13 protein-coding genes and 1 pseudogene (1 of these 14 running past the window's edge) are annotated in these 25,299 nt (G+C 68.4%); 7 read left to right on the top strand and 7 right to left on the bottom strand.

Translation table 11 applies throughout. The features are described from left to right. Positions 1–20: 20 nt before the first annotated feature. From ACTHNC_RS04910 to ACTHNC_RS04900, 3 genes are read right to left on the bottom strand one after another with little or no spacing between them, the layout of a single operon-like run. A complete protein-coding gene (locus ACTHNC_RS04910; protein WP_440293478.1) occupies positions 21–1,316 on the bottom strand; it encodes a four-carbon acid sugar kinase family protein in 1,296 nt (431 codons plus the stop codon). Next, positions 1,309–2,568 carry a RuBisCO large subunit C-terminal-like domain-containing protein gene (locus tag ACTHNC_RS04905; protein WP_440293477.1) on the bottom strand — a complete coding sequence of 420 codons (1,260 nt, stop codon included), beginning with the start codon at positions 2,566–2,568 and terminating at the stop codon, positions 1,309–1,311. Before ACTHNC_RS04905 ends, ACTHNC_RS04910 begins: the two co-directional genes overlap by 8 nt. 1 nt (position 2,569) lies before the next feature. After that, a complete protein-coding gene (locus ACTHNC_RS04900) occupies positions 2,570–4,552 on the bottom strand; it encodes a glycoside hydrolase family 127 protein (RefSeq protein ID WP_440293476.1) in 1,983 nt (660 codons plus the stop codon). Positions 4,553–4,752: 200 nt separating this feature from the next. On the opposite strand from ACTHNC_RS04900, the gene ACTHNC_RS04895 reads away from it, so the two are divergent. The 5 genes from ACTHNC_RS04895 to ACTHNC_RS04875 all read left to right on the top strand — a co-directional run bounded on the left by ACTHNC_RS04895 (position 4,753) and on the right by ACTHNC_RS04875 (position 11,594). Then, complete coding sequence (locus ACTHNC_RS04895; RefSeq protein ID WP_440293475.1) at positions 4,753–6,087, top strand: ABC transporter substrate-binding protein; 1,335 nt, start codon at positions 4,753–4,755, stop codon at positions 6,085–6,087. A 70-nt stretch (positions 6,088–6,157) separates the two neighbouring features. Beyond that, on the top strand, positions 6,158–7,039 hold the full coding sequence (locus tag ACTHNC_RS04890) for a carbohydrate ABC transporter permease (RefSeq protein WP_440293474.1): 882 nt from the start codon (positions 6,158–6,160) through the stop codon (positions 7,037–7,039). A 1-nt stretch (position 7,040) separates the two neighbouring features. Further along, positions 7,041–7,946, top strand: coding sequence for a carbohydrate ABC transporter permease (locus ACTHNC_RS04885; protein WP_440293473.1), 906 nt, complete (start codon positions 7,041–7,043; stop codon positions 7,944–7,946). After that, positions 7,943–8,605, top strand: coding sequence for an aspartate/glutamate racemase family protein (locus ACTHNC_RS04880; protein ID WP_440293472.1), 663 nt, complete (start codon positions 7,943–7,945; stop codon positions 8,603–8,605). The genes ACTHNC_RS04885 and ACTHNC_RS04880 overlap by 4 nt, the downstream gene beginning before the upstream one ends. Before the next feature lie 58 nt (positions 8,606–8,663). Then, positions 8,664–11,594 (top strand): glycoside hydrolase family 2 TIM barrel-domain containing protein, encoded by a 2,931-nt coding sequence (locus ACTHNC_RS04875; RefSeq protein WP_440293471.1) that lies wholly within the window; start codon positions 8,664–8,666, stop codon positions 11,592–11,594. On the opposite strand, the gene ACTHNC_RS04870 is transcribed toward ACTHNC_RS04875, so the two are convergent. The 4 genes and pseudogenes from ACTHNC_RS04870 to ACTHNC_RS04855 all read right to left on the bottom strand — a co-directional run bounded on the left by ACTHNC_RS04870 (position 11,542) and on the right by ACTHNC_RS04855 (position 15,629). Next, positions 11,542–12,483 (bottom strand): sugar-binding transcriptional regulator, encoded by a 942-nt coding sequence (locus ACTHNC_RS04870; protein ID WP_440293514.1) that lies wholly within the window; start codon positions 12,481–12,483, stop codon positions 11,542–11,544. The genes ACTHNC_RS04875 and ACTHNC_RS04870 overlap by 53 nt on opposite strands. 246 nt (positions 12,484–12,729) lie before the next feature. Beyond that, positions 12,730–12,828 (bottom strand): annotated as a pseudogene (locus ACTHNC_RS04865) (hypothetical protein); the annotation flags it as partial. A 66-nt stretch (positions 12,829–12,894) separates the two neighbouring features. Next, the gene (locus tag ACTHNC_RS04860; RefSeq protein WP_440293470.1) at positions 12,895–14,877 is read right to left on the bottom strand and encodes an ABC transporter ATP-binding protein; all 1,983 of its coding nucleotides are present in this window, start codon (positions 14,875–14,877) and stop codon (positions 12,895–12,897) included. A 608-nt stretch (positions 14,878–15,485) separates the two neighbouring features. Continuing rightward, a complete protein-coding gene (locus ACTHNC_RS04855; RefSeq protein WP_440293469.1) occupies positions 15,486–15,629 on the bottom strand; it encodes a hypothetical protein in 144 nt (47 codons plus the stop codon). Between ACTHNC_RS04855 and ACTHNC_RS04850 the strand changes: the two genes are divergently transcribed. Together ACTHNC_RS04850 and ACTHNC_RS04845 are read left to right on the top strand one after the other, a co-directional pair. Further along, complete coding sequence (locus tag ACTHNC_RS04850; protein ID WP_440293468.1) at positions 15,624–15,914, top strand: hypothetical protein; 291 nt, start codon at positions 15,624–15,626, stop codon at positions 15,912–15,914. The genes ACTHNC_RS04855 and ACTHNC_RS04850 overlap by 6 nt on opposite strands. Positions 15,915–15,936: 22 nt before the next feature. Next, positions 15,937–25,299, top strand: partial view of a matrixin family metalloprotease gene (locus tag ACTHNC_RS04845; protein ID WP_440293467.1) — the 5' end (the start) only. The gene runs 19,566 nt beyond the window's last position; 9,363 of the gene's 28,929 nt are visible here — the first part of the coding sequence; the start codon lies at positions 15,937–15,939; its stop codon lies off the right edge, out of view.

Below are 25,299 nucleotides of genomic sequence, written 5' to 3'. Positions count from 1 at the left end.
CATCGTCTACCCGATGCCGTCTACTCGATGGCCGGTGCGGTGGCGCCGCCGAGTCGCCGCACCCGTTCGAACAGGTCGTCGGTGCCTACCTGGCCGCCCTTGAGCAGCAGCTCCACTCCGTCGATCGCCGAGCCAGGAGCGTGACCGCGCAGGAGCATGACGTTCCCCCACGGGTTCGCTGCGATCGACAGCGATTGGATGCCGAGCAGTCGCGTCACCCGGCTCGACGTGTCGCCACCGCAGACGATCACGCGACGCGTCGCCCCGGCGGAGGTGGCCGCGGCGACGATCGTGGCGGCGCTCTCCGCGATCGAGCCGAGAGCATCCTCGGTGGGTGCTTCGCTGTCGTGCGACGTGATCGCGAGGCTGTCTCCCGCGTTCAGCGCGGCAACGGCCCGCTCAGCGGTTCGCGCGATCGCGTCGGCGTGGCCGAGCGGGAGGGCGATGACCTGCCAGCCGGCATCCCGCGCGGCCTGGAGCTGACGTGCCGTCTGGGCCGATCTGCTTCCGGAGACCGCGAGCGTGGGACCCGGGCGGGAGAGCGGTTCGGTCGCCGGTGCGTCACCGGCGTCGCGAACGGGAACGAGAGCTTCGGCCAGTGCGCGGCTGAGGCCGCCTGACCCTACGGCGAAGACCGGCCGGGGCAGCGCCAGTATCGTCTCGCCGATCGGCCGCAGCTGGTCATCGCTGAACGCATCGAGCACCACCGCGCCGGCATCGGAAGCGGCCAAGCGGTCGCCCAGTGCCGGTCCGGCGCCGTACTCCGTGAACGGAATATGGTCGATCGGCAGCGTGGTCTGCGCCGAAAGGTGCAGCGCCAGATCCGACTCGTGCATCGGAGTCGACGGATGCCTCGACATCGTCGGCTGCCGGTCCAGGCGGTAGACCGTTCCGCTCTCTGCGGCGAAGTGGTGCCCGAACACCGTGTACCGGCCGAAGTCGGGTTGCGCGAGAAGCACGGGAACCGCTCGCGATGCCACGAGCATCCTGCCCAGCTCGATCACCCGGCCGAGGCTCCCGATCGTCGGCGACGAGTCCGCGGTCGAGCACGCCTTGTACTGGATGACGCGTGCACCGACCGCGACGAACGCCTCGAAGACGGCGGTGAGCTCGTCCGCCAGCAGCTCGGTCGGCAGCGATCGTGCGATGCCGGCGACACCCATCACATCGCAGCCGGCAGCGGCTTCCGCCAGCGCGTCGGCAGAGGGCAGGCCAACGAAGAGCCGTCCGCTCAACCCGCGACGGGAGAACTGGAGCAGCGCGTCGACGCTTCCGGTGAAGTCGTCGCCGTAGAACGCGATCAGATCGTCAGACACGCACCGGCCCGAACGTCTCCGTCGCCCGCCGCAGCGGTGTCGACCGCTCGAGTGCGCTCGTCACGTCGTCTCCACGAGCAGCCGACTCCCAGGCGTCCCGCATGCTGGCGACGCCCGCCGCGACCCCGTCCGGGTGCCCGTGGATGCCCCCACCGGCGAGCACGAGCAGGTCGGTGGTGCCCACCTCCCGGAACGTGGCGTGCGCGAGGCCGCCCCACTGTCCCGACGAGAGAACGGGGACCATCGATCTGAGCCCGAGCAATGGAGCCCGCACCGCCGCGATCGAGTCGAGCACCTGGTCATCCGTCTCGTAGAACTTGTTGCTGATGCCGTTGGTGTGCAGGTGGTCTGCTCCGCACAGCCGCACCAGCTTCTGCCACGCCCGAAACCCTATCCCAAGCTGATCGGAGCGCGAGAAGGCGCCGAACATGGCCCGATGCCCGTGGATCGGCACCTGCGATCGACGCCGCAGGTGCTCGAGCCCCGCGAGCCCGATCATGTTGACGCACGCCATCACGCAGGTGCCGCCCGCGGCGACCACGAGATCATGGTTCGCCTCAAGCCGATCGATGTCGTCGGTGATGTTGAAGGCGTACATCGGCTTCACGCCCGTGCGATCGGCGTGCCGTTCGAGCACGGGCATCACGGCCTTGACCCGTTCCGCCAGCGGCGCCTTCCGTCCGTTGCCCTGCAGCTCGTCGTCTTTGATGAAGTCGATGCCGGCGCCGGCCAGCTCGCCGACCACCTCAGCGAGTTCCTCGGGGGAGAGCCCGATGCTCGGCTTGATGATCGTGCCGAGCATCGCGCCGCGGGGTCTGCTGACCAGGCGTCTTGTTCCCTCGACGCCGAACTGCGGCCCCCGGTATCGCTCGGCGAATTCCTGGGGCAGGTCGAGGTCGATCAGCTTGATCGCCGCGAGTTCCTTGATCTCGAAGAGGTTCCCGGCCACGGCGGCGAGCAGGTTCGGGATGGACGGGCCGAAGTTGTCGAGCGGAAAACGCACGACGACACGAGCCCTTCGGCGATGGGCCGGGTCGCCGACCGTGCCGGGCAACGCAGAGGATCCGGTGAGCGGCAACTCGGTGACCTCGACGGCCGTTGCGGCGAATTCGGCTCGCAGCTCTGCCGTTTCCCGGCCGACGCGCACGAAGGTGCCGGTCGACTGTTCGCCGGCCAGGACATCCACCGCGCGCTGCAGAGGAAGGCAGGTCTCGACGATGTACGTCGCCGTCACAAAGCGTTCGTTCGTCATCTCACCACACCACCGGAAGCCACACCGACATCTCCGAGGGGCCACGATTGCCCCAGGCGAAGTACGGGATCAACCGAGACCTCGTCCTGGCCAGCTCTGCCTCGCTGATGTCTTCGTACAGGTCGTCGCCGCCCTCCGGCAGCACTTCGAGTTCGAGGGGTATGACGCGCAGTCGATGCCCTTGGACCTCGCCATCGATGGCTTCGAGTCGGGCATGGCGACGCAGCGCGAGCCGCTCCAGCGGGATGCCCGCATCGACGTCGCTGCTCTCCAGGCAGTACACGACGGGACCGCGCTGCACGGCCACCTGGTTCGTGATCTCTTCGGCGAGCCGGTTGGCCCGCAGGATGCGCACGGGCATCGGCAGGAGCACCTCGATCGTGTCGCCCACCTGCCATTCCCGGTCGATGACGGCATATTGCCCAGGAGCCGGGTCGGAGATGGCCTCCCCGTTGACACTGACCCGGGCGGAGCGGGCCCAGCCCGGAATGCGCACGTGGAAGGGCATGCCGCCGTCAGCGACCTCGGTGACGGTGAAGGTCACTCCTTCGTCCCACGGATAGTCGCTCGTCTCGGTGACGGCGAGCACTCGAGAGCCGTGAGCGAAGCGCAGCTCGGCGCCGCCGTACAGGTGCACGTACGCGCCACTCTCCGACACGGACCCGGCCAGTTCGTGCAGCCGTGCCAGTGTTCTGGCCGTATTGGGCGGGCAGCAGAAGCAGCTGAGGTACTCCTGTCGAAGTCGCGCGTCGGAGGGCGGCGGGGCCGGTGTCGGGTGCAGCGCGGTGTCGCCGGGGCGGCGCAGAGGATACGGCAGGTCTCGAACCTGTCGGAGCGGGTTCGTGTAGAAGTAGTCGGTTCCCGAGAGCCCGACGCCGGCGAGCAGGCTGTTGTACGCGACCAGCTCGATCACGTCGGCGTAGCGCGCGTCGCCGGTGATCGACAGCATCCGCTCGCTCCATAGGATCATGCCGATGTTGGCGCACGACTCGTTGTGCGCCGTCGTGTTGGGCAACTGATAGGCACGGCCGTACGCCTGGTGCACTCGGCTGATCTCGGATTGCCAGGGTGAGGCATCCGGTGACGCGCCGTCGTACAGGGCGCCGCAGCCGCCCGTCACGTACAGCTTCGAGTCGACGACGTCGTTCCAGAGCGTCTGAAGCACCCCGACGAGCTCGTCGTCGCCCGTCTCGATGGCGAGATCGGCGACACCGGCATACAGGTAGTTGGCGCGAACGGCGTGCCCGGCGACCGTGCGCTGCTCGCGCACCGGCAGGCGGTCCTGGTTGTCGTCGCCGCCTTCGTCGAAGTCGTCGCGCACGCGCACGAACGCCTCCGCCAGGCGAAGGTATCGTTCGTCGCCCGTCTCGCGATACAGGTCGATCACGGCCATGTAGTGGGAGGGACAGATCGCGCTGCGGGCGAGCTCGAGCGGCTTGTCCGTCGCCAGGTGCTCGAGGAACGCTGCCGCCCTGCGCGCGACGGTGAGGAGAGTTGCGGATCCGGTGGCACGGTGGTGCCGCACGCCGGCGGTGATGAGGTGGCCGAGGTTGTAGGTCTCGAACTGGAAGCGGTCGGCGAGCTCGAGGGACTCCTCACGATTCAGGGCGGCGATGAGCGTCGGTGTATGCAGGTATCCGTCTTCGCGTTGCACGGATGCGATGAGTCGCGCGACGTCGTCGACGAGCTGCGCGAGCTCGGGATCGTCCTCCACCTCGAGTTGGGTGATCGCCGCCTCGAGCCACTTGTAGAAATCGCCGTCCATGAACGGCGGGCCCTGGTGCTCGCCCTCGATCTCGCCGGCGGCGATACGGAAGTTCTGCACCCCGGGGCTCACCGCCGGGTCGCTGAGCGAGCGCCACATGGCGGGGATGCTCGTGTCGAACGTTCGCCGCTGAACGTCGTGCCAGAACCCGGTGGTCCAACTCGCATCGTGGGCGTGCAGGGGCCGCAGAGGCGGCTTGCTGAGGGTACTGGTCGGCATGGAGGTCTCCCGTGCATCAGCGCTGGTCGAATCGAGCCACGGGAAGAAGCTCACGAGGCTGCATGGATGTGCATCGTAGCGCGATTTCGCTGTGAAGTGAATAGAATTTCAAGCCTGAGTATTGACACGAACGCCTGGCGATGCCTAATCTCGCTCTCATCAGACCCGCATGCCCGATTCACCTCGTCAAGGAGGACGTCATGATCAATCGACGACACCGCCGCACCGCCGTGGCGGCCGGTATCGCCCTCGCCGTGGTGGTCTCACTCGCCGCTTGCTCGGGCGGCGGCCCGAGCGCCGGTTCGACCTCCGGCGGGGGTGCCACGGGCAAGGACCCGGCCAAGTTCACGGTGCTGACGGCGAACGAGAACCCGACATTGTCCAAGGAGCTGCAGAACCTCGCGTCGGGCAAGTGTCAGGCCGAGAACAAGGCGTTGCCGCTCTCCGACCAGACCGTTGCGCAGGCCGATGTCGTGCAGAAGGTGACGCTGCTCGCCAGCCAGAACGCTCTGCCTGCGCACTTCATCGCCGGAACGGCGATGGTGCGACCGGACGGCGACCTCGGCAAGAACGGCCTCGTCCTGAACTACGAGACCGCGCTGAAGAAGCTCGGCGTCTGGGACGACGTGCTGCCAGCCGCGGCATCCACCGTGAAGTCCGTCTACGGACAGATGGTCTCGCTGCCGTACCAGTACAACATCGAGGGCATCTGGTACAACAAGCAGATCTTCGACAAGCTCGGCATCTCGGAGCCGACGACGTTCGACCGGCTCATGTCCGACGCGGCGAAGATCAAGGACGCCGGCTACACCCCGTTCGCGACGGACGGCGCCGACGCCTGGCCGATCACTCGGCTCATCGGCATGTACATCTTCCGCAGCCTGGGTCCCGACGCGATGAAGGACATCCAGAGCGGCAAGGCCAAGCTCACGGACGCGAAGTACGTGAAGGCAGCCCAGGCGATCCAGGACATGGCGAAAGAGGGCTACTTCGGCACCGGCTTCATCTCCACGAACGCGGCTCAAGCGACGAACAACTTCCTGACCGGCAAGGCCGCCATGATGTATGACGGCTCGTGGGTGCTGAGCAACATCAACGACAAGTCGCAAGACGTGATCGGTGCAGAACACATCGGCCTGATGTCGTTCCCGGCCGTCTCGGGCGGCAGCGGAAGCATCGATCAGTGGCCGGCGAACGCGGGCGCCGCGATGGCCATGTCGCCGAAGTCGTACGGACCCAAGGTCGGCGCGTGGCTCAAGTGCATTGCACAGAACTACGGATCGCAGGCGCTGGCCGACTCCGGGGTCGTCTCGGGCTTCAAGATCAACACGCCGGTGAAGAACATCGACGCGTCGACCAAGATGGTTCAGCAGAAGGTCGCGGACATCAAGCAGACCGTGCTCTGGTTCGAGGCGCTGATGGATGCCAAGTCCACCGCCCTCGCCCAGTCGAACGTCTCGCTGCTGACCACCGGCCAGATGTCGGCGCAGACCTACATGTCCCAGCTCCAGGCGAGCATCCAGGCCAACAAGTAATACGACCGCTTCGCGCGCGGCCCGGGCCGTTCCCACAGCCCGGGCCGCATGCGGCGATCAAGGGAAATCGATGAAACGCGTGTTCGGCGATCGCAAGACGATCCTCATCCTGCTCGGGCCGACACTGGCGGTCTACGTTCTCCTCAAGCTCGTGCCGGTGTGCTGGTCGCTCGGGCTTTCGTTCTTCACCGGGAACACCCTGAGCGGCTTCACGTTCATCGGGTTCGCCAACTTCGTGAAGTTCGTGGGGGATCCGGCCGCGATCCAGTCGCTCATCGTCAGCATTGTCTTCGCCGTTCTCGCCACCGTCGGGCAGATCGTGCTCGGCTACCTGCTCGCGCTGCTGTACGTCTTCGTGCTCCGCAAGGGATCGGCATTCATCCGCACCGCGGTGTTCTTCCCGATGGTGCTGCCGACCGTGGCTGTCGCCCTGCTCTTCCGCAACTTCGTGTCGGTCGGCAACAACCAAGGCCCCGTCAATGACATCATCAACTTCTTCGGCGGCAGGAGCGTCGAGTTCCTCGCGTCGACGATCGGAACGATGGGCGTCGCGCTCGCGATGACGCTGTGGAGCTCGATGGGCTTCTACGCCGTGCTCCTGTACACCGGCTTGCTCGACATCCCCGACGAGATCATCGAATCCGCGCGCCTCGACGGGGCGAGCGGCGCGCGGCTGGTTCGGCACATCGTGCTCCCGCTCTCGATGCCGATCCTGTTGTCGTCGGTGATCTTCAGCCTGAACTCGACGCTCAAGGTGTTCGACAGCCTGCTCGCGCTGAACAACGGCGGTCCCGGCACCTCGACGTCACCGCTCACCCTGTACATGTATCGCACGGCCTTCGACTACTCCGACTACGGATACGGGAGCACGATCGCGCTGGTGCTCACCCTGCTCTGCCTGGTGTTCACCCTCGCCATCTTCCGTTCCTCCAGCAGGAAGGCGGACAGCTGAGATGACATCCACACAGCAGCTCGTCGCCTCGAGCATGACCGATTCCCGCGTCGTACGAAGCTCCGCCTCGCGACGGGTCAGGCGCATCCTGCGCCGCATCCCGGTGTGGATCGTGGTCACGGTCCTCCTCATCGTCGTGCTATACCCGCAGTTCTGGGTCTTGATGGGCTCGTTCAAGTCACAGACGGAGTTCCTCTCCAACTCGACCTGGAGCCTTCCGCAGCACTGGGACCTCAGCAACTATGTCGAGGCGTTCACCAGAGGGAACGTCGCGGTCAACTACCGCAACAGCATCCTGGTGACGATCCCGTCGGTGGCGCTCATGATCGCGCTCGGCGTGGCCGCGGGGTACGCGCTTGAGGTGATGATCTGGCGCGGGCAGAAGTCCACCCTGCTGCTGATCCTCGGCGGCATCATGGTTCCCGGGCAGATGATCCTCGTGCCGCTGTTCGTCATCTACTTCAAGATCGGGATCACCGGCACTCTCCTGCCGATGATCATCACCTACACGGTGATGGGGCTCCCGCTGACCACCTTCCTGATGGCGGCATACTTCCGATCGGTGCCGCGCGAGATGTTCGAGGCCGCGACAGTCGACGGCTGCGGGCCGCTCAAGTCGTTCTTCCTGATCGGCTTCCCGCTCATGCGCAACGCGATCCTGACCGTGGCGCTGGTGGAGTTCTTCAGCGTCTGGAACGACCTTCTCATTGCGCTGACGTTCACCACCGATCCCTCTCTTGCGACGATTCAGGTGGGTCTGCTCAGCTTGAACGACCAGTACGGATCGACGCAGTACGGGCCGCTGTTCGCGGCGGTCAGCATCAACATCATCGTGATGATGGTCGTCTTCGTCTTCCTCAACAAGAAGATCATGGCCGGCCTCGCCGCCGGCTCACTGAAGGGATGAGCACAGTGACGAGAGTCGCCTTCCTGCACACCGGCGCGGTCGTCATTCCGCCCGTGATGGAGCTTGCGGGCAAGCTGCTTCCCGACGCCACAACGATCAACTATCTCGACGACCGCATCGTTGCCGATCTGGGCGACGCCGAGCGGGCGGCCTCGGTGCCCGACCGCGTGGCCGATCTCGTGCAGGCGGCTCAGAGTGCCGGAGCCGACGTCGTGATGCTCACCTGCTCGTCGATCTCCGGGCTGGCGGCGACCGCTGCCGAGCGCGTCGGCATCCCGGTGCTGCGCATCGACGAGGCGATGGCCGACCAGGCGGTGCAGTCGGGGGAGAGGATCGCGGTTCTCGCGACGCTTCCGACGACGTGTGCGCCGACCGTGGCGCTCCTCCAGGAGCGAGCTGCGCTGGCCGGAGTCGAACGCGACATCACCAGCGAGGTCATCGACGGCGCCTTCGCGGCGGTATCCGGCGGTGACCGGGGCACGCACGACCGGCTCGTCGCCGCGGCGATCGAACGCGTCGCCCCGAACACGGACGTCGTCGTGCTCGCGCAGGCCTCGATGGCCAGCGCGGCGGATGCCGTCGAGGTGGACGTGCCGGTGCTGACGAGTCTCGAGCCGGGCATCCAGCGACTCCGCGACCGCCTCGCCGCCGAGGGATGAGCCACTACTGGGAATCGTTCGCCCTGGCGCCGGTAGACGGGAACCGCGTGCGGATGCCGTGACCGACGCCCGCGTGCTGTCTCTGAACGGCACCTGGGCGTTCCGGCTGTCGCCGACCGCCGCCGGTACCGGCGAGGAGTTCATGCTCGACGCCTTCGACGACTCGACGTGGGACCGCGTCGCCGTTCCCTCGCACTGGGTGTTGCAGAGCGTCACTCCACCCGGCGAGACGTCACCCCGCTCGCTTCTCGGCACCGCGGACGGCCCGCGCTACACGAACACCGCCTACCCGATCCCGATCGACCCTCCGCGCGTGCCCGACGCGAACCCGACAGGCGACTACCGGCTCTGCTTCACGGTTCCGGATGGCTGGGCGAACGCGGTGCTCCGATTCCAGGGCGTGGACTCGTGCGCCAAGGTGTGGCTGAACGGCGAGGAGCTGGGCTGGTCGACAGGCAGCCGCCTCCCGTTCGAGTTCGACGCGCCGGTGAGGCCAGGGAAGAACGTGCTCGCGGTGCGGGTGCACAGGTGGTCGGCGGGAAGCTATCTGGAAGACCAGGACATGTGGTGGCTGCCGGGCATCTTCCGCGACGTCGAACTCATCGAGCGGACCGTCGCCTCGATCGACGACCACACAGTGCACGCCGGCTTCGACCACGAGACCGGCATGGGCACGCTGCGGGTCGACGCCACGACCGAGGCGATCGTCGAGGTGCCGGAGCTGGGCATCCGGATGCCGGCGGGTGAGTCGGCGACAGTGGCCGCCGAGCCGTGGAGTGCCGAGCATCCTCGTCTCTATCGAGGCACCCTGCGGTCTCCCACCGAGACGGTCGAGCTGGCCATCGGGTTCCGCACCGTCGCGATCGTCGACGGCGTGCTCACCGTCAACGGGCACCGTGTGTTCTTCCGCGGCGTCAACCGGCACGAGCACGACTGGGAGACGGGTCGCACGCTCGACACAGCCACGATGGTGCGCGACATCCAGCTGATGAAGCGGCACAACATCAACGCGGTGCGCACGTCGCACTACCCGCCGCATCCCGAGTTCCTCAGGCTGTGCGACGAGTACGGGCTCTGGGTCGTCGAGGAATGCGACATCGAGACGCACGGCTTCATCTACACCGAGTGGGAGGGGAATCCGCCGGCGGACGAGCGGTGGAAGGATGTCTTCCTCGACCGCACCCGACGCATGGTCGAACGCGACAAGAATCGGCCGAGCGTCGTGATCTGGTCGCTCGGCAACGAGAGCGAGGGCGGAGAGAACTTCGATGCCGTCGAGGGGTGGATCCGCGATCGCGATCCGTCTCGTCCGATTCACTACGAGCGGGACCGCACCTACCACAACTCGGACTTCCACTCCGTGATGTATCCGTCTCTCGACGACCTCGAGGCGATCGGCCGGCGCGAGGAGGAGCCGTTCGAAGGAGTCGCGGACGACGACGACCGCAGACGTCGCGGGCTCCCGTTCCTGCTCTGCGAATACGCGCACGCCATGGGCAACGGGCCCGGCTCGCTCGTCGACTACGCTGGCATCCTCTCGTCGTCCGATCGGTTCTGCGGCGGCTTCATCTGGGAGTGGATCGATCACGGCTTCCGCGCGCTCGACGAGCATGGCCGGGAGTTCGTCATGCACGGCGGCGACGTCGCGGCGACGCCGAACGGCGGGAGATACTGCCTCGACGGTCTGCTGTTCGCCGACCGAACGCCCTCGCCGGCGCTGGCGGAGGTCAAGAAGGCGTACGAGCCGATCACCATCTCGGTGAGCGACGTCGTCCGGATCCGCAACGGGTTCGACGCGGTGCGCACCGATCAGCTCGAGTTCGTCTGGCGGCTCGAACGGGACGGCGAGCCCTCGGGCTCCGGCGCCCTGGCCGTGCCGCCTCTGCGGCCCGGCGAGTCGCTCACCGCCCAGCTGCCCTGCCGGCCAGGAATCGACGCCGGAGAGTGGTGGCTGACCGTCGAAGCACGACTCGCGCACGACGCCTTGTGGGCACCTGCCGGACACATTGTCGCCTGGGGCCAGGGACGACTGGATGCTCGCCCTGCTGTGCGCGAGGCCCCTCCGGTGAACGCCTGGACCGTGAACGAGCGCGAGCGAGCGGCGCCGCTACCGGGCGAACCTCTTCGCGTCGGTGACGCGCTGTTCGACGCCGCGAGCGGCCGGATGCTGCGCTTCGGTTCGATCGAGCTCGACGGACCGGACCTCGATCTTCGGCGGGCGCCGACCGAGAACGATCGCGGGCAGGGCGGCCGGAACGACCTGGCGACCGTCTGGCACCGAACCGGACTCGACGACCTCATCGCCACCACCCAGTCCGTGACGCGCGAGGGCAACGGGCTTACCGTCACGGGGCGCGTCGCGCCTGCGTCGCAACCGTTCGGACTGCGGTACCGGTTCGCCTGGCTGGTGGAGGACGACGCCGTCGAGCTAGTCGTCGACGTCGCGTTCGACGGGCCGTGGTCGGACACTCCGTATGGGCATCACGAGGTCGTTCCCCCGCGGCTTGGTCTGCTGTTCCGGCTGCCGGGGGAGTACCGATCGGCGGCCTGGTTCGGTCGAGGACCGAACGAATCGTATGTCGACTCTTGCGCCTCTGCGGCGGTCGGACGCTACGTGGCCGAGATCGACGAGCTGCAGACGCCCTATCCGTACCCGCAGGAGAACGGCAACCATCTGGACACCCGCGTGCTGGAACTCACCGGCGACGGATGCGCGCCCCTTCGTGTCACGGGCGACCCTGCGTTCGCGTTCACGGCACGTCGATGGTCGAGCCTGGCGCTCGCCGAGGCGGAGCATCCTGCCGACCTCGTCGATTCTGGATGTGTCTGGCTGAACCTCGACCACGCGCAACAGGGGCTGGGATCGGCGTCGTGCGGGCCTGCGTTGCCCGAGCAGTACCGCGTCCCGCTCGAACCCGCGTCGTGGCGGCTGCGGTTCAGTTCGCCTCGGCCGGTCCCGCCAGTTCCTCCGCCGTTTGCAGGTCGGTGACCAATGCGTTGACCCAGCCGCCGGAGACCGCCCCGCGGATCGCCTCCCGCTTGCGCTTTCCGCCCGCGATGCCGATGCGTCGCGGGATGCGGCGAAGATCCTCGACCGGGATCGCGATGATGCGGTCGTCAACAGCGCCTGTGATCGCGGTGCCGTCGGCCCGGAAGATGCGGTGACAGATGTCGCCGACGGCCCCGTCGGCGATGAGCCGCTCGCGGTCGGAGGTGGCGAAAGCGTTGCCGCTCACGGCGAGGATGTCCGATGGCTCGATGCTGCCGATGCCCATCACCGCCATCGTCAGGTCGCGCCAGTGGCGGGCGACCTCCTGCATCGAGGGGTCGCCGAGGAGGCTGTCGCGGATCGCGGAGCTGGCGACAACACCCGGAGCCTGCACGTACACCGGGTCGGCGCCGAGGATGCGTGCGAGGTCGCCGAGCAGCCGGTGCGAGTGGCTCTGCACCTCGGGCGACCCGACGCCGCCGAGCAGCTGGACGACCTCTGTCGCCCCACCCGTGGTGAACGGGCGCATGTGCTCGGTCATCGCGAGCAGCGTCTGGCTCCACGAGGAGACGCCGATGCGGTCGTTCCCGCTCAGCGTGGCCTCCAGGTAGGCGGCGGCGCCGGCGCCCAGTGCGCCGATCGTCTCGTGCTCGTCCGCGTCGGGATCCACGTCGACGACGACCGCCTCGGCGATGCCGAATCGCTGCTCCAGCCGTTCCTCCAGCTCGGCGTGCACGCCGGGCGCCACCGTCACGGTCGTGCGGATGATTCCGACGGTCTCGGCGCGCTTAAGCAGCCGTGAAACCTTCGCCTGCGAGATGTTGAGCGAGGTGGCGATGTCCGCCTGCCGAATGCCGCGCTCGTGATACATGCGGGCTACCTTGGTCATGAGTCTGACCTGCCCGTCGGCGGCTCGACCGTAGTGAGGCACTGACACGAGGGCTCCCGTTCGGATCGGCGAATGTCTGCTGGATGCACATTCGCTTACGAAAGGATATTCAACCCCTCGGCCCTGCGCCAGCCTGGCGCGCACGTACCAGCATTCTGCTAGTGCTCGGACCGGATCGCCACCGTTCGGCGGTCCCGTGGAGCGACCATGATCGGCGCGGGCGAGCCCGCCAACCACGCGGTATGTCCGGTCCGAGACCGCGCCCAGCGCATAATGGTCGAACGACGTCATCGTGCCCGGCTTGACCGTGCCCTCGGGCAGCAGCGAGTCCCACCGCTCCCGCATGGTCGTCGCGTGAGCACCGCTTCTCGGCCGACCACGACTGGCGCTGGCCGCCGCGGCGCCGACCGCTCACACCAGCAGCTGGTGCTTCGCGAGCTCCCGGTAGAGCGGCGTCGTCTCCACCAGCTCCGAGTGGGTGCCGACGCCCACGACGCGGCCCTTCTCGAGCACTACGATCTGATCGGAGTCGACCACGGTCGAGAGCCGGTGCGCGATCACGATCAGCGTGCGATTCTCGGCCACGGCGTCGATCGCCTCGCGCATGAGCTGTTCGTTGCGCCCGTCGAGGCTCGAGGTGGACTCGTCGAGCAGCAGGATGGGCGGCGCGGCCAACAGCACGCGCCCGATCGCGAGTCGCTGGCGCTCACCACCGGAGAGCATCACGCCGTCCTCGCCGACCGGTGCGTCGAGGCCGAGCGGGCTGCGCTCCAGCACCTCCGTGAGGTTCACGGCGTGCAGCACGTCGACGCACTGGGCGTCCGTCGCGTTCGGCGTGGCGAGCGTGAGGTTGTCGCGGATCGAACCGGCCAGCACCGGGGCGTCCTGCTCCACGTAGCCGATCTGCGCGCGCAGCTCTGCGCGGTCGACGGTGCGCACATCCAGGCCGCCCATCGAGATCACGCCGCTCGTCGGGTCGTAGAACCGCTCGATCAGCGCCAGGATCGTGCTCTTTCCCGCCCCTGAGGGGCCGACGAGCGCGGTGCGCTTGCCGCGCGGAGCCGCGAAGCTCACACCGTGCAGCACGCCTTCCTCGACCACGCTGGAATCGGATGCCGTCAGCCCGGTCACCGAGACGCCGCCCGCAACGGCTTCGGCCTCCGCGACGACGTCCTTGCCCTCGAACGCCTCCACCGCCGCTCCCGCCGCGGAGTCGTCGATCGTGTCCGCGTCTTCCTCGTCCCGGGATGCCCGCGCGGCGACGACCGCGTCGGGGTACGCGAACCGCACGTCGTCGAACGCAATGGCAGGGGCATCCGGATTCACGGCGGCGTTCGCCGGACCCACCATCACGGCACGCTGGTCGACCGGCAGATCGTTCGCGTCCTCGCTCGGCAGGTCGACGATCTCCTGGATGCGTCCCAGCGCGCCGAGCGCCGAGTTCACCGACGTGAACGCGCCGAACGCCTGCCCGAGCGGCAGGATCATCATGAACAGGAACAGGATGAACGCCACGAGGTTCGCCACGGTGATGGCGCCGCTGGCGACGCGGTATCCGCCGACGCCGAGGACCACGAGGAACGACACCTGCATCGCGATGCCGGCCACCGGAACGACCAGTGCGGAGATCTTCGCGACCTTCACGCCCATGCGGTACGCGCCTGCGGCATCCTCTTCGACACCTTGGATCTCGCGCTCGGTAGCGCCTGCAGCACGGATGGTGCGCACCGAGCTGATGGCCCGCTCGACGGACGCCGCCAGGTCGCCGACCCGCTCCTGCGCCTTGCGGCTGGCGATGCGGATGCGGCCGGAGAGCAGCACCACCACGGCGATCGAGACCGCGATCACGAGCACCGTGAGCCCGAGCAGCACGGGATCGATGACGAGCATCGCGATCAGCGCGCCGATGAACGTGAGCGTGCCGCCGATCGCCTCGACGAGCCCCTGCGTCAGCACGGCGCGCAGCAGCGTCGTGTCGCTGCCGACCCGGGAGACGAGGTCGCCGGTGCGTCGCGCGTCGAACTCGCTGATCGGCAGGTTGAGCATGCGAGCGACGAGGCGTTTGCGCGAGGAGAGCACGACGCTCTCGCCGGTGCGCTGCAGCAGATAGTGCTGATAACCCGAGATCAGACCGGAGATCACGACCAGCGCCACGAGCGCCCAGACCAGGCCGCCGAGCGCCTTGCCGCCCTGCACGATGCCGATCACCTGGCTGACCAGCAGCGGCTGGGCGAGGCTGGCTGCTGCACCGAGCACGCTGAGCACGACGACGACCGTCATGGATGCCTTGTGCTCGAAGATGTAGGGCAGCAACTGCCCGAAGGTGGCGCGGGGCCCGTCGTCTTTCGTGGGGCGGCGGAACGGGGTGCGACGCGAGGGCATGGACGTGCTCATGGGAACTCCAGTCGGGGGCGCACGAAGGCTATCAATGCCGGCTGGCAACATCGCCTGTTCGGGGGACACTCGCGGGTGAGGCAAGCACTGCGATGCCCCCAGTTGGAGGGAGGTTCGCACCCAAGTGCTTCCCGCACTGTTGACGCCGTCGCTGGACGGGCGTAAGCCTCCTTCTCGGGTGATGCGCGGATCAGGGCCCGGGCCGCCCGTATTTTTGCCGGGGGTTCGGTGCGTGAGAGCCAGAGTGGTGACGCGAGCGTCGATCGCCTGACGCGCGTCGGTCCCGCCCGTGCGTGGTTGCACGAGGCGGTCGCCGTTCTCGCCGCCGTCGTGACCGTCGTCACGCTGTCGTTGTCGACCGGCTCACCGGCCATCGCGGACCAGTCGTCCCAGGTGACCACGCTCGCCGCGTCGACTCCGGCTTCGACGACGCCCCTCATCGACAACCTGCACTACAGCTACAACGCGCAGGAATTCGACCAGAAGTACGCCGCATACAGTGCCGCGCTGCAGGCGTACAACGCCGCAAAGGCCGCCTACGATGCGGCGGTCGCCCAGGCCCAGGCGCAGGCGGCGCAGAACGTGGCTACCGCGGCTCAGGCACCGACTCAGACGGCAGCGACGATCGTGGTCGCGCCGGCGTCACCATCGGCTCCCGCGACGCCCCAGACGACCACGCAGCAGCCGACACCGACGACGAGTTCGCAGATGAACTGCGTGCGCTCGGCGGACGGGAACTCGGTGACATGCACGTCGGGGACCTCGTCAACGACGGGTACCGGGGGAACGGGTTCTACAGGATCGACAGGTTCCACCGGGTCGACGGATTCTACCGGGTCGACGGGTTCTACCGGTTCGACGGGTTCTACCGGTTCGACGGGTTCCACGGGGTCGACGGGTTCTACCGGCTCGACGGGTTCTACCGGCTCGACTGGTTCCACCGGTTCCACTGGTTCCACCGGTTCGACCGGTTCGACGGGCTCCACCGGCCCGACGGGGACGACCGGCTCAAGCGACACGGGCTCGAACACCGGTAGCTCCGGTACGCCGGAACCCCTGATGGCGGCGTCCCAACCGACGACGCCGGTCACGACGGCGCTCACGCAGGGCCAGCTCGACAGCGCTGTAGCGCAGGCGGAATCCGAGTGGAGCTCGGTGGACCCGCACGCGGACTTCTCCGGGTTCAGCGCGAGCATCGGAACCCTCGGAGGCGGATGGCTGGGCAGCGAGAACTCGGGGTCCGTCGTGATCGACGCGACGGCATCCGGTTGGGGATGGGATGTCAGCTTCCCGGCGGACCCCGCCGCGCACATGAGCCTCATCACCGTCGTGCGTCACGAGCTCGGCCACGTGCTGGGACTCTCGCACACACCAGGCACCGTGATGACGCCGACGCTCGCGGCGGGCGAGAGCTACGGCGTCGACGGAAGCCTCATTCCGGCGCCGGCTCCGGCTCCGGCTCCGGCACCTGCGCCTGCGCCCGCTCCGGCACCTGCGCCCGCCCCGGCGCCTGCTCCCGCTCCGGCCCCGGCGCCCGCGACGGCATCGCCGTCCACCGCGCCGTCGCCCGCCGCATCCGCGCCGTCGACCGACACGTCCTCGACGGAAACATCCGGCGGCCAGGCCTCATCCACTTCGCCCTCGACCCCGCCGGCCCCCTCGGCGGATTCGACCTCCAGCGGCGCGACGACCGCGCCCTCCACGCCGCCGGCCGCACCGAGCGTCTCCACCGAGTCCATGCAGGCATCCGCTCCTGCAGCTCCGAGCGCCTGGGTCGTTCAGCTGGCGACCGGGACCGGCACGCTCGCATTCCACGCCGACGGCACGGTGACGTTCACCACGGACGCAGGCACACAATCGACCACGCTGAACGCGATCACCGAGATCGACGTCGTCGGCGGCCACGATGACACGCTCGTCGTCGACCGTGGCTCGTCCGATCCGGCCGTCACCGTGAACTTCAACGGCGGCGCCGGCTACAACACGCTGAATTTCGCCGGCTCCACCTCGGGCATGCGCTCGCTTCCGGTCGACAAGCACTCCGGCACGATGATCCTCGACCGCACGACCGTCGTGTACTCGAACATCGCACCGATGACGAACTCCGGAACCACGGCGGATGCCTCGTTCCAGTTCGGCACGAACGACGACACATGCACGCTCTCCGACTCGCCGACCGCCGGCTACCTGCGCATGAGCTGCCAGAACATGGAGCAGACGGACTTCGCGATCCCGAGCTCGTCGCTGACGATCACGGGCACCGGGAACGACTCGCTCGACATCGCCGGCACCGTCGACCTGCAGTCGGCGGCGCTGAACGTGCAGTTCCGCAAGATCGCACTCGACAACGCGTTGAACCTCACCGCAGGGGCGGTGTCGCTGACCGCATCGCAGACGGTCACCGGCGGCGTTTCCAACGTGGTCGGATGCCTGGCGAACGGCACGCTCGCCACGCACTGCGCCGACACCGGCATCACGTTCACGAACGCCACGGTGAACGCCGCGAGCCTGAACGCATCCGCGACCTCGAACGTCACGCCGGACTCGTTCTACGGCATCCTCGTTCACGACCACGCAACGGTGACCATCACCGGCGGCTCGATCACCACGACCGGGGCCGTTGCGCTCTCCGCGTCCGCCACCGTGCCGACCTTCACGGCGAACGAGAAGTACACAGACAATCTGGTGTTCGACAACTCCGCCGTCGTGACGATCGGCGGCGCGGCACGCATTGTGGGCGGCGGGATGACGTTCACCGCGACCTCGGACGTGCACGGCACCGCGAGCCCCGGCTCCGACAGCTCGAAGGACCAGAGCGGCAGCGGCGCCGACGGCAAGGCACAGGTCGATGCCGCCCTCGCCACGGTCACGGTGTTCAGCACGGCGACGACGGCGCTCACCGACACCGCGAGCCTCGGCGCGACCGGCGATGTCGCCCTCGCCGCGGTCAACCACGTCGCGGTCGCGGCGACGGCGGATGCCAGCCAGGCGAAGAACGGCGCGGGCATCGCGGTGATCTACGTGCACCAGGCGACGGACTCCTACATCGACTCGGCGTCGACGACCGCCACCACGGCGAAGGATCTCGCGGTCACCGCGGACAGCGACGCGGGCGCGGCATCCACCGCGAACACGAGCAAGGCAGGAGCCTCCGCGAACGGCGAGGACGCGAACGCACCTGACCGGGCGAACGGCAACTCGAAGACGGCCGACGGCAGCCAGGGACTCGCGGCAGCGCTCGCCGTCGTGGTGCTCACCGGCGGCACGCACGCGTACATCCAGCCGGCATCCGGCGCGGTCACCGTGTCGACTGTGGGGGGTACGCAGCGTGTCCACGCAGGAGCCGTCAACATCGACGCGGCGAACGCCTCCGGTGGCAACGCCGACGGCTCGGGCACCAACGGCAGCGTCGGAGTCGGCATCGCCGTCGATGTCGCGGACTTCGACGCGCAGGCGTACGTCGGCGGTAACGCCACGCTGAACGCCGGAACCGTGACCGTCGAGGCCGTCGCACCCGCGACATCCGGACAGTCGCAGTACGGCGCGACCGCGGTCTCGGGTGCAGCAGGCAGCGGGGGAGACTCGGTCAGCGTCGCCGGCTCCATCGCCGCGAACATCGTGGTGCTGAAGACGCTCGCCGAGATACACGGCACCCCGACCGTGAACGCGGACCTCGCGCTCACCGGCGGCTCCAACGTGCAGGACCGCGCGTCGGCCACCTCGAAGCAGGACGGCAGCGGCAACTCGGTCGGCGTCGGCGCATCCGTCGCGATCGACATCGTGAACGACACGACGAACGCCGGCGTGACCAGCGGTGCCGACCTCTCCGGCGTGCACGCGCTCACCCTGAGCGCGAACGGCGCGAGCGACAGCGACACCGAGGCGACCGGCGGTGCCGCGGGCGGCAGCAGTCTGGTGCTGACCGCCGTCGTGGCACTGAGCGTCGACAACGTCAGCACATCGGCCGGACTCGCCGACGGGGCACCGCTCACGACCAGCGGAGCTCTGGGCGCAACGGCCACCCAGACCGCGAAGGCGAAGACGATCGCGACCGGCGCGACCAAGGGCGGCAACCTCTCCATCGGCGCCTCGTTCGCCATGACCCTCGCCCAGCACAACGCCGACTCGTCGACGGCACGCACGGTGTCCGCGGGCGGCGATGTCGGATTCCACGCGAACGGATCGAGCGACAGCGACACCGAGGCGACGGCGAGCGCGGCGGGAGCGAAGGGCGAGAAGTCCGCCAGCGACCCGAGCGGCGACTCGACCAGCGTCAACGACAAGGGTGACAAGCAGGCATCCTTCGCAGACGGCGCCTCGACGACCAACGGCGGCACCCACAGCAGGACGACGACCCCGTCCGCCTCGACCGGCGACAACGGCGGCAGCAAGATCACCGTCGCCGCGGCCATCGCGTTCAACCTCATCGACTCCTCGAGCACCGCGCGCATCACCGGCGGGAGCGACGTCACGTCGACCGGCACGGTCACCCTCGCCACGACGAACACCACGCACGCGAAGTCGGTGGCCAGCGGAAAGGCGTCGACGGGCTCCTCGCTCACCATCGGTGCGGCCGTCGCCATCAACCTGGTGAACATCACGAACGACGCCTCGATCGGCGCGGGTAGCCTCGTCACCGCAGCGCAGGCGGTGCTGTCGGCGCTGATGAACACCGTTCCGGACGGCACGGACACGGTCGACGCGGAGGCGACCTCCGGCGCATCCGGTTCCAGCGGAACCCTCGGGCTCGCCGGCTCGTTCGCCATGAACCTCGTGAACGCGAGCACGACCGCTCAGGTGCACGCCGCGCTCGGCGGAGGCGGCGGCCTCCTCATCACCGGCAACGGCGACGTGGCCATGACGGCATCCTTCGCCGGAAGCAGCAAGACCGCGGCGAACGCGGACCAGGAGGGCACCGGAACCGTCGGAATCGGCGCCTCGGTGGGACTCAACCTCGTGAACAACGACGTGTTCACCGGCTTCGACCTGAACTCCAGCGGGGCGAACGGTCCACCGGTCACCGGCGCGCACTCCATCACGCTCACCTCGTCGAACGCCGATGCGCTGACGAACGAGACCGAAGCGGGAGGCAAGGGCGGAAAGGTCTCCGTCACACCTTCCGTCGCGGTATCGATCGCGAACGAATCGTCGACAGCAGCCTTCGGGGCCGGTCCCCTCGTCACGGTGACCGGTGCCATCACCGCGAACGCGACGCTGCACGGGTCGGTGACCACCACCGCCAAGGGCGACACCGGGGTCGGAAGCACCGCCGGCATCGGCATCTCCCTCGCCCTCGCCATCGTGAACCACACCGTCGACGCGCACACGTCGCGCAGCCTGCACGCGACGGGCGCCATCGGCTTCAACGCCACCGGCTGGTCGCAGACCACGACCGAGGCGCAGGCTGCCGCGAACGGTGCTCAGGATGACGGCGAGGACTCGAACAAGAAGGCCGACGACAACCTCAAGAACGCGAACACCACCCAGGCCGCCAACGACGGCGGCAAGGACTCCGGCAAGACGAGCACGCCGAAGGACGGCACGGCGGACGGACAGTCGAAGACCGGCTCTGCATCGCTCTCGGTGGCGGCGGCACTCGCGATCAACATCGTCACCACCGTGAACCAGGCGTGGATCGACGACTCCCTCACGATCACCTCGGACACCGGAACCGTCACCGTGGGCAGCACGGCGAACACCACGGCGTCGGCGAACGGCAAGGGCGACAGCACCGCGAAGGCGAGCATCGGCGCCGGCATCGGCGTCGGGGTGAACTCGGTGAGCATCACCAACCACGCGACGGTCGGCGCATCCACCGTCGTCGCCTCCGGCCTCGACGTCGAGGCGGGCATGACGGACATCGCCGATCCCGACAACCACGCGGTGCTACGCCACTGGAACGGCACCGGCTGGGATGTCGTCGACCGCGGCAAGGACCTGCCAGGACCGTACGCGGGCCAGTACTTCGTGCTCACGCAGGACGACTCGAGCGGCCACAAGAAGGGTGTGTACAAGTACAACGGGTCCGGCAGCTGGGACGCGCAGAACCCGACGGCGACGACACCGCCGGAGGGCACCGACTTCCCGACGTCGCCCAGCACGAACGACTGGTACGTGCTCGACAAGGTCAAGGACGGGCATCCGTACGGCAGCCTCTACCAGTACGACGGAACGAACTGGGTGTTCCGCACCTCCGACTCCGGCGCTGCGCTCCCGTCGGGCGGCCCGAAGGACAAGGACTACTTCGAGCTCACCACCGCGGACGACTTCGGCCACGCCGCCGGGCTCTACAAGTTCTCCTCGAGTGGCCACGTCTGGAACGCGGTGAGCGGCAGCATCCCGCACGGCATCGCGCTGCCGGAGACCGGCACCACGGACGAGATCTTCCGTCTCGACGAGCACGAGGTCACCGCCCAGGGAGTGGCGGGCGTCTCGGGCGACCCGTCGTCGGTCGGCATCGCCGGCGCCGTGTCGCTGAACATCGTGCAGAACGACACGGCAGCGCTCGTGGAGACCGGCGCGAACGTGACACTGACCGGCGGCGACCTCACGCTGAAGAGCCTCAGCAACGAACGCGACGTCTCGAAGGCGACCTCGAAGGCCGAGGTAGGGGATGCCGTCGGCGTCGGCGCAGCCGTCGCGATGAACTTCATGTTCGACGCCGTGCACAACCAGGTGCGCTCCGAGGTGCAGGACGGCGCCACCATCACCGGCGGCGCGAACACTCCCGTCGCGAACGTCACGATCGACGCCACCGGCTTCCGGCAGGTCGAGACCGAGACCGAGGCGGGCACCGAGTCGGGCAGCAACGACCCGGCGATCACGCCTGCCGTAGCGCTCACCATCTCGAACCACGACCACGTGATCGCGCGGCTCGGCACCGGGGCATCCACGCTCACGGCGAGCGGTGCGGTGAAGATCGACGCCGAGCACACCTCGGAGTTCGAGGCGGCCGGCGACGGCGACGCGGCCAGCGGTGACGTCGCGATCGGTGCCGTCGTCACCATCAACGTCGTGCTCGACTGGGCGAACACGTCCGAGCTCGCCACGTCGCTGACCGGCGCGTCGGTCGAGGTGCACGCCACCAGCGAGCTGAGCACGTCGGCGACATCCAAGGCGAGCGCGAAGGGCACCCAGGACAACAGCAAGAACGAGGGCAAGAAGTCCGACAACACCGCCGACGCGAAGACGAACCAGCAGATCACCGGCACCCCTTCTGCGAGCGGCGCCGGAACGGGCACAACGCCCAGCTCCAACGGCGAGACGCAGAGCGCGAACAACAGCTCCTCGGGCAAGTCGGGAGCCAAGGGCGGCGGCACCGGCATCGCCGCCGCGGTCGGGGTGAACTGGGTGTCTGCATCGACCACCGCCGACATCGGAAGCGGGGTCACTGTCGACGCCAGCGCCGGCAGCGTGGATGTGCAGGCATCCGTCGTCGACGGCTCCACCACCAAGGCGTACGGCATCGCGGTCGACCTGAACAACGACACCAGCATCGGGGCGGCCGTCGCTCTCGACGTGCAGACCATGGACAACACGGCGAGCATCGGCACCGGCAGCACCGTGACCGGCGCCGGCGTCTCGGTTCAGGCGATCACACCGACCGGCAAGCACGACGACGTGATCGCCTGGGCGCTCGCCGCGGCGGCAGCGAAGTCGGATGCCGCGGTGGCCGGATCCGTCGGCATCCACGTTCTCGACTTCGAGACCAACGCGACGATCGGCGCAGGCTCCGACATCACTTCGACCGCGGGTGTGACGGTGGGGGCGACCACGGACCTTCGACTGCTGAACCTGGCCCTCGGCGGCGCGCTCGCCTCCGGTGGCGGTGTGGGCGTCGGCGGTGCGTTCGCGGTGAACGTCATCACGCACGACATCACCCGCGCGTACATCGACTCCAGCCTCGCGCATCCCACGACCGTGCAGGCGTCGGGCGCGATCGCGGTGAACGCCACCGACACGTTCGCGCCGCTGGTGCCGGTCACCGGCATCTCCCAGATCGACAACTACAAGGATCCATCAGGCGGGTCGCCGGTCCCGGCACTGTCGTCGATCGTCGGCGGCGGATCGGCCTCGAAGAGTGGCGGCGCCGTCGCCATCACCATCGCGGTCGACGTGTACTCGTTCGGCACCGAGGCGTACATCAACGACTCGGCACTGGTGAACCAGACCACGACAGGCGACTCGACCCAGTCGGTCACAGTGGCGGCCACCGATGACACGACCATCGTCAACGTCGCAGGAACCGTGGCGCTCAGCATGGGATCGGCGGCGGCCGGCGGATCGGTGATCGTCGACATCGTCTCCAAGGACGTGCTCGCACGCATCGGCTCCGACGCGAAGGTGAACGCAGGGGGAGACGTCGGCGTCTCGGCGACGGCCACCGAGGCGATGACGGACGTGACGGCCGGGGCATCCGCGAGCACCAGCGGCGTCGCAGTGCAGGGCACCATCGACATCATCGTGCTGAACCCTGGCACGCACGCGGTGGCCGCAACCATCGACACCGGCGCCCAGGTGCACGCCGACGGCAAGGTCGCCGTGGCGGCGTCCGACACGGCCGACAAGCTCAGCATCGTCTCCGGCAACGTCGCGATCTCGACCTCGAGCGCCGGAGTCGGGGCATCCGTCGCCGTGCTTGTGCGCAACGGCACCGTGACCGCGACCATCGCCGACGGAGCGAGCGTCGAGGGGGATGCCGCAGACGGCGTCGCCGTCAACGCCACACAGAACGTCGACCTGCTCATCATGGCGATCGCCGGGGCAGGGGGCGACTCGGCCGGCGTCGGAGGTTCGGTCGTCGTGGATGTGCTCACCGACGTCACGACCGCGTCGATCGGCAGTTCCGCGACGATCGACTGCAGCGGTGCGACCTGCACGAACTCCTCAGGGCAGGCAACGCAGGCCGTTGTCGTGCAGGCCAAGGACACCAGCAGCATCCTCGCCCTCGCCGGTGCGCTCGCCGTGGGCGGCACGGCCGGCGTCGGCATCGGCGTCGACGTCGAAGACATCCACAAGACGACGACGGCGTCCATCGGCTCGTCGGCCATCGTGCGGGCGAACGGCGACGTGGTCACGAAGTCGATCTCGTCCGAGGCCATCAAGTCGATCTCCGTCGGCGGCTCGGCAGGCGGCACCGCCGCGGTCTCGGTGAACGCGGCGATCCCGGTGATCAGCGTGCGCACCGACGCGTCGATCGGCGACTCGGCCGACGTGCGCGCCGGCGGCAACGTCATCGTCTCGGCCGACGAGGCGCTGAACCTGCTCGTGCTCGCCGGCAACGTCTCCGGTGCAGGAACGGCGGCCGTCGGGGCAGGCGTCGCCGTGCCGGTCGTCACGAAGAACACGGATGCCACGATCGGCGCGAACGCCACCGTCACCGCACTCGCCGCGGCCAGCCACATCACGAACGGAACCGTGAACGCGGGCTCGTACTCGACCACGGGCACCGACACCCGGTTCGACCCGCGCGGATACCAGGGCGGATGGCCGACCGCGCCGCCGAACCCGCCGGCGAACCAGGGACTCGAGGCCGACGGCGTCACGATCAACCTGGGCTACACGCACGGCTTCGCGCTCGGCCAGCAGGTGGTGTACGACGACGGCGGCGGTGCCGACATCGTCGGGCTCGCCAACGGCGGCACGTACTACGTCATCCCGGTGTCGAGCACCGAGATCCGGCTGTACACGAAGCGCGGCCCCCCGTCGAACCCGACCTGCGCCGACCCGAACCTGGTCTGCAACCTGTCGCTTCCCGCGGGCCAGCGCATGGGCGAGAACCAGCGCTTCGTGCCCACCGACCAGGCGGGCGTCGCATCCGACACCTCTCCACGTTTCTCCGCGGCGAACGACGTCGCGGGCGACTACATCGTTCTTCCCTACAACTGGCCCGCCTCCAGCACGCCGAACGTCGGCGACCCGGTCGTCTACAGCGCAGGCGGAGGCGCGGCGATCGGCGGCCTCGTCGACGGAGCCACGTATTACGTGGTGAACCCGAGCCCCGACCACTTCCAGATCGCAGCGACGTACTGCGACGCCATGGGCATCGACAAAGGCGCCGACGGCATCTGCCAGTCCTCGCCGAAGTCCGGCGGAGGCGTCAGCTACGGCGGCGACGACGTCCAGGCGCTGAACCCCGCCCTGGTGAAGGTCATCACGTTCACCTCCACCGGATCGGGCCGCTCGCAGAGCTTCGTGCCCGCCGGGATGCTCCCTGCCGGCAGCGCGTCCGAGGAAGGCCCGCAGACGGTCACCTCGCCGACCCGCACCGGCTTCCAGGGAGTCGCGGTCGCGGCATCCAACAGCGACATGATCTCCACGCTCGGCGTCGCCGCGGGCGGCGCGGGCACCGCAGCGGTGAGCGTTGCCGGCACCGTCGCCGTCGTCACGGTGCACACCGTCGCGAGCATCGGCAACGGAACG

This window comes from Humibacter sp., assembly GCF_051954055.1.
In the GTDB taxonomy this organism is placed as follows: domain Bacteria; phylum Actinomycetota; class Actinomycetes; order Actinomycetales; family Microbacteriaceae; genus Humibacter.
This window is presented reverse-complemented; position numbering and strand designations above follow the sequence as displayed.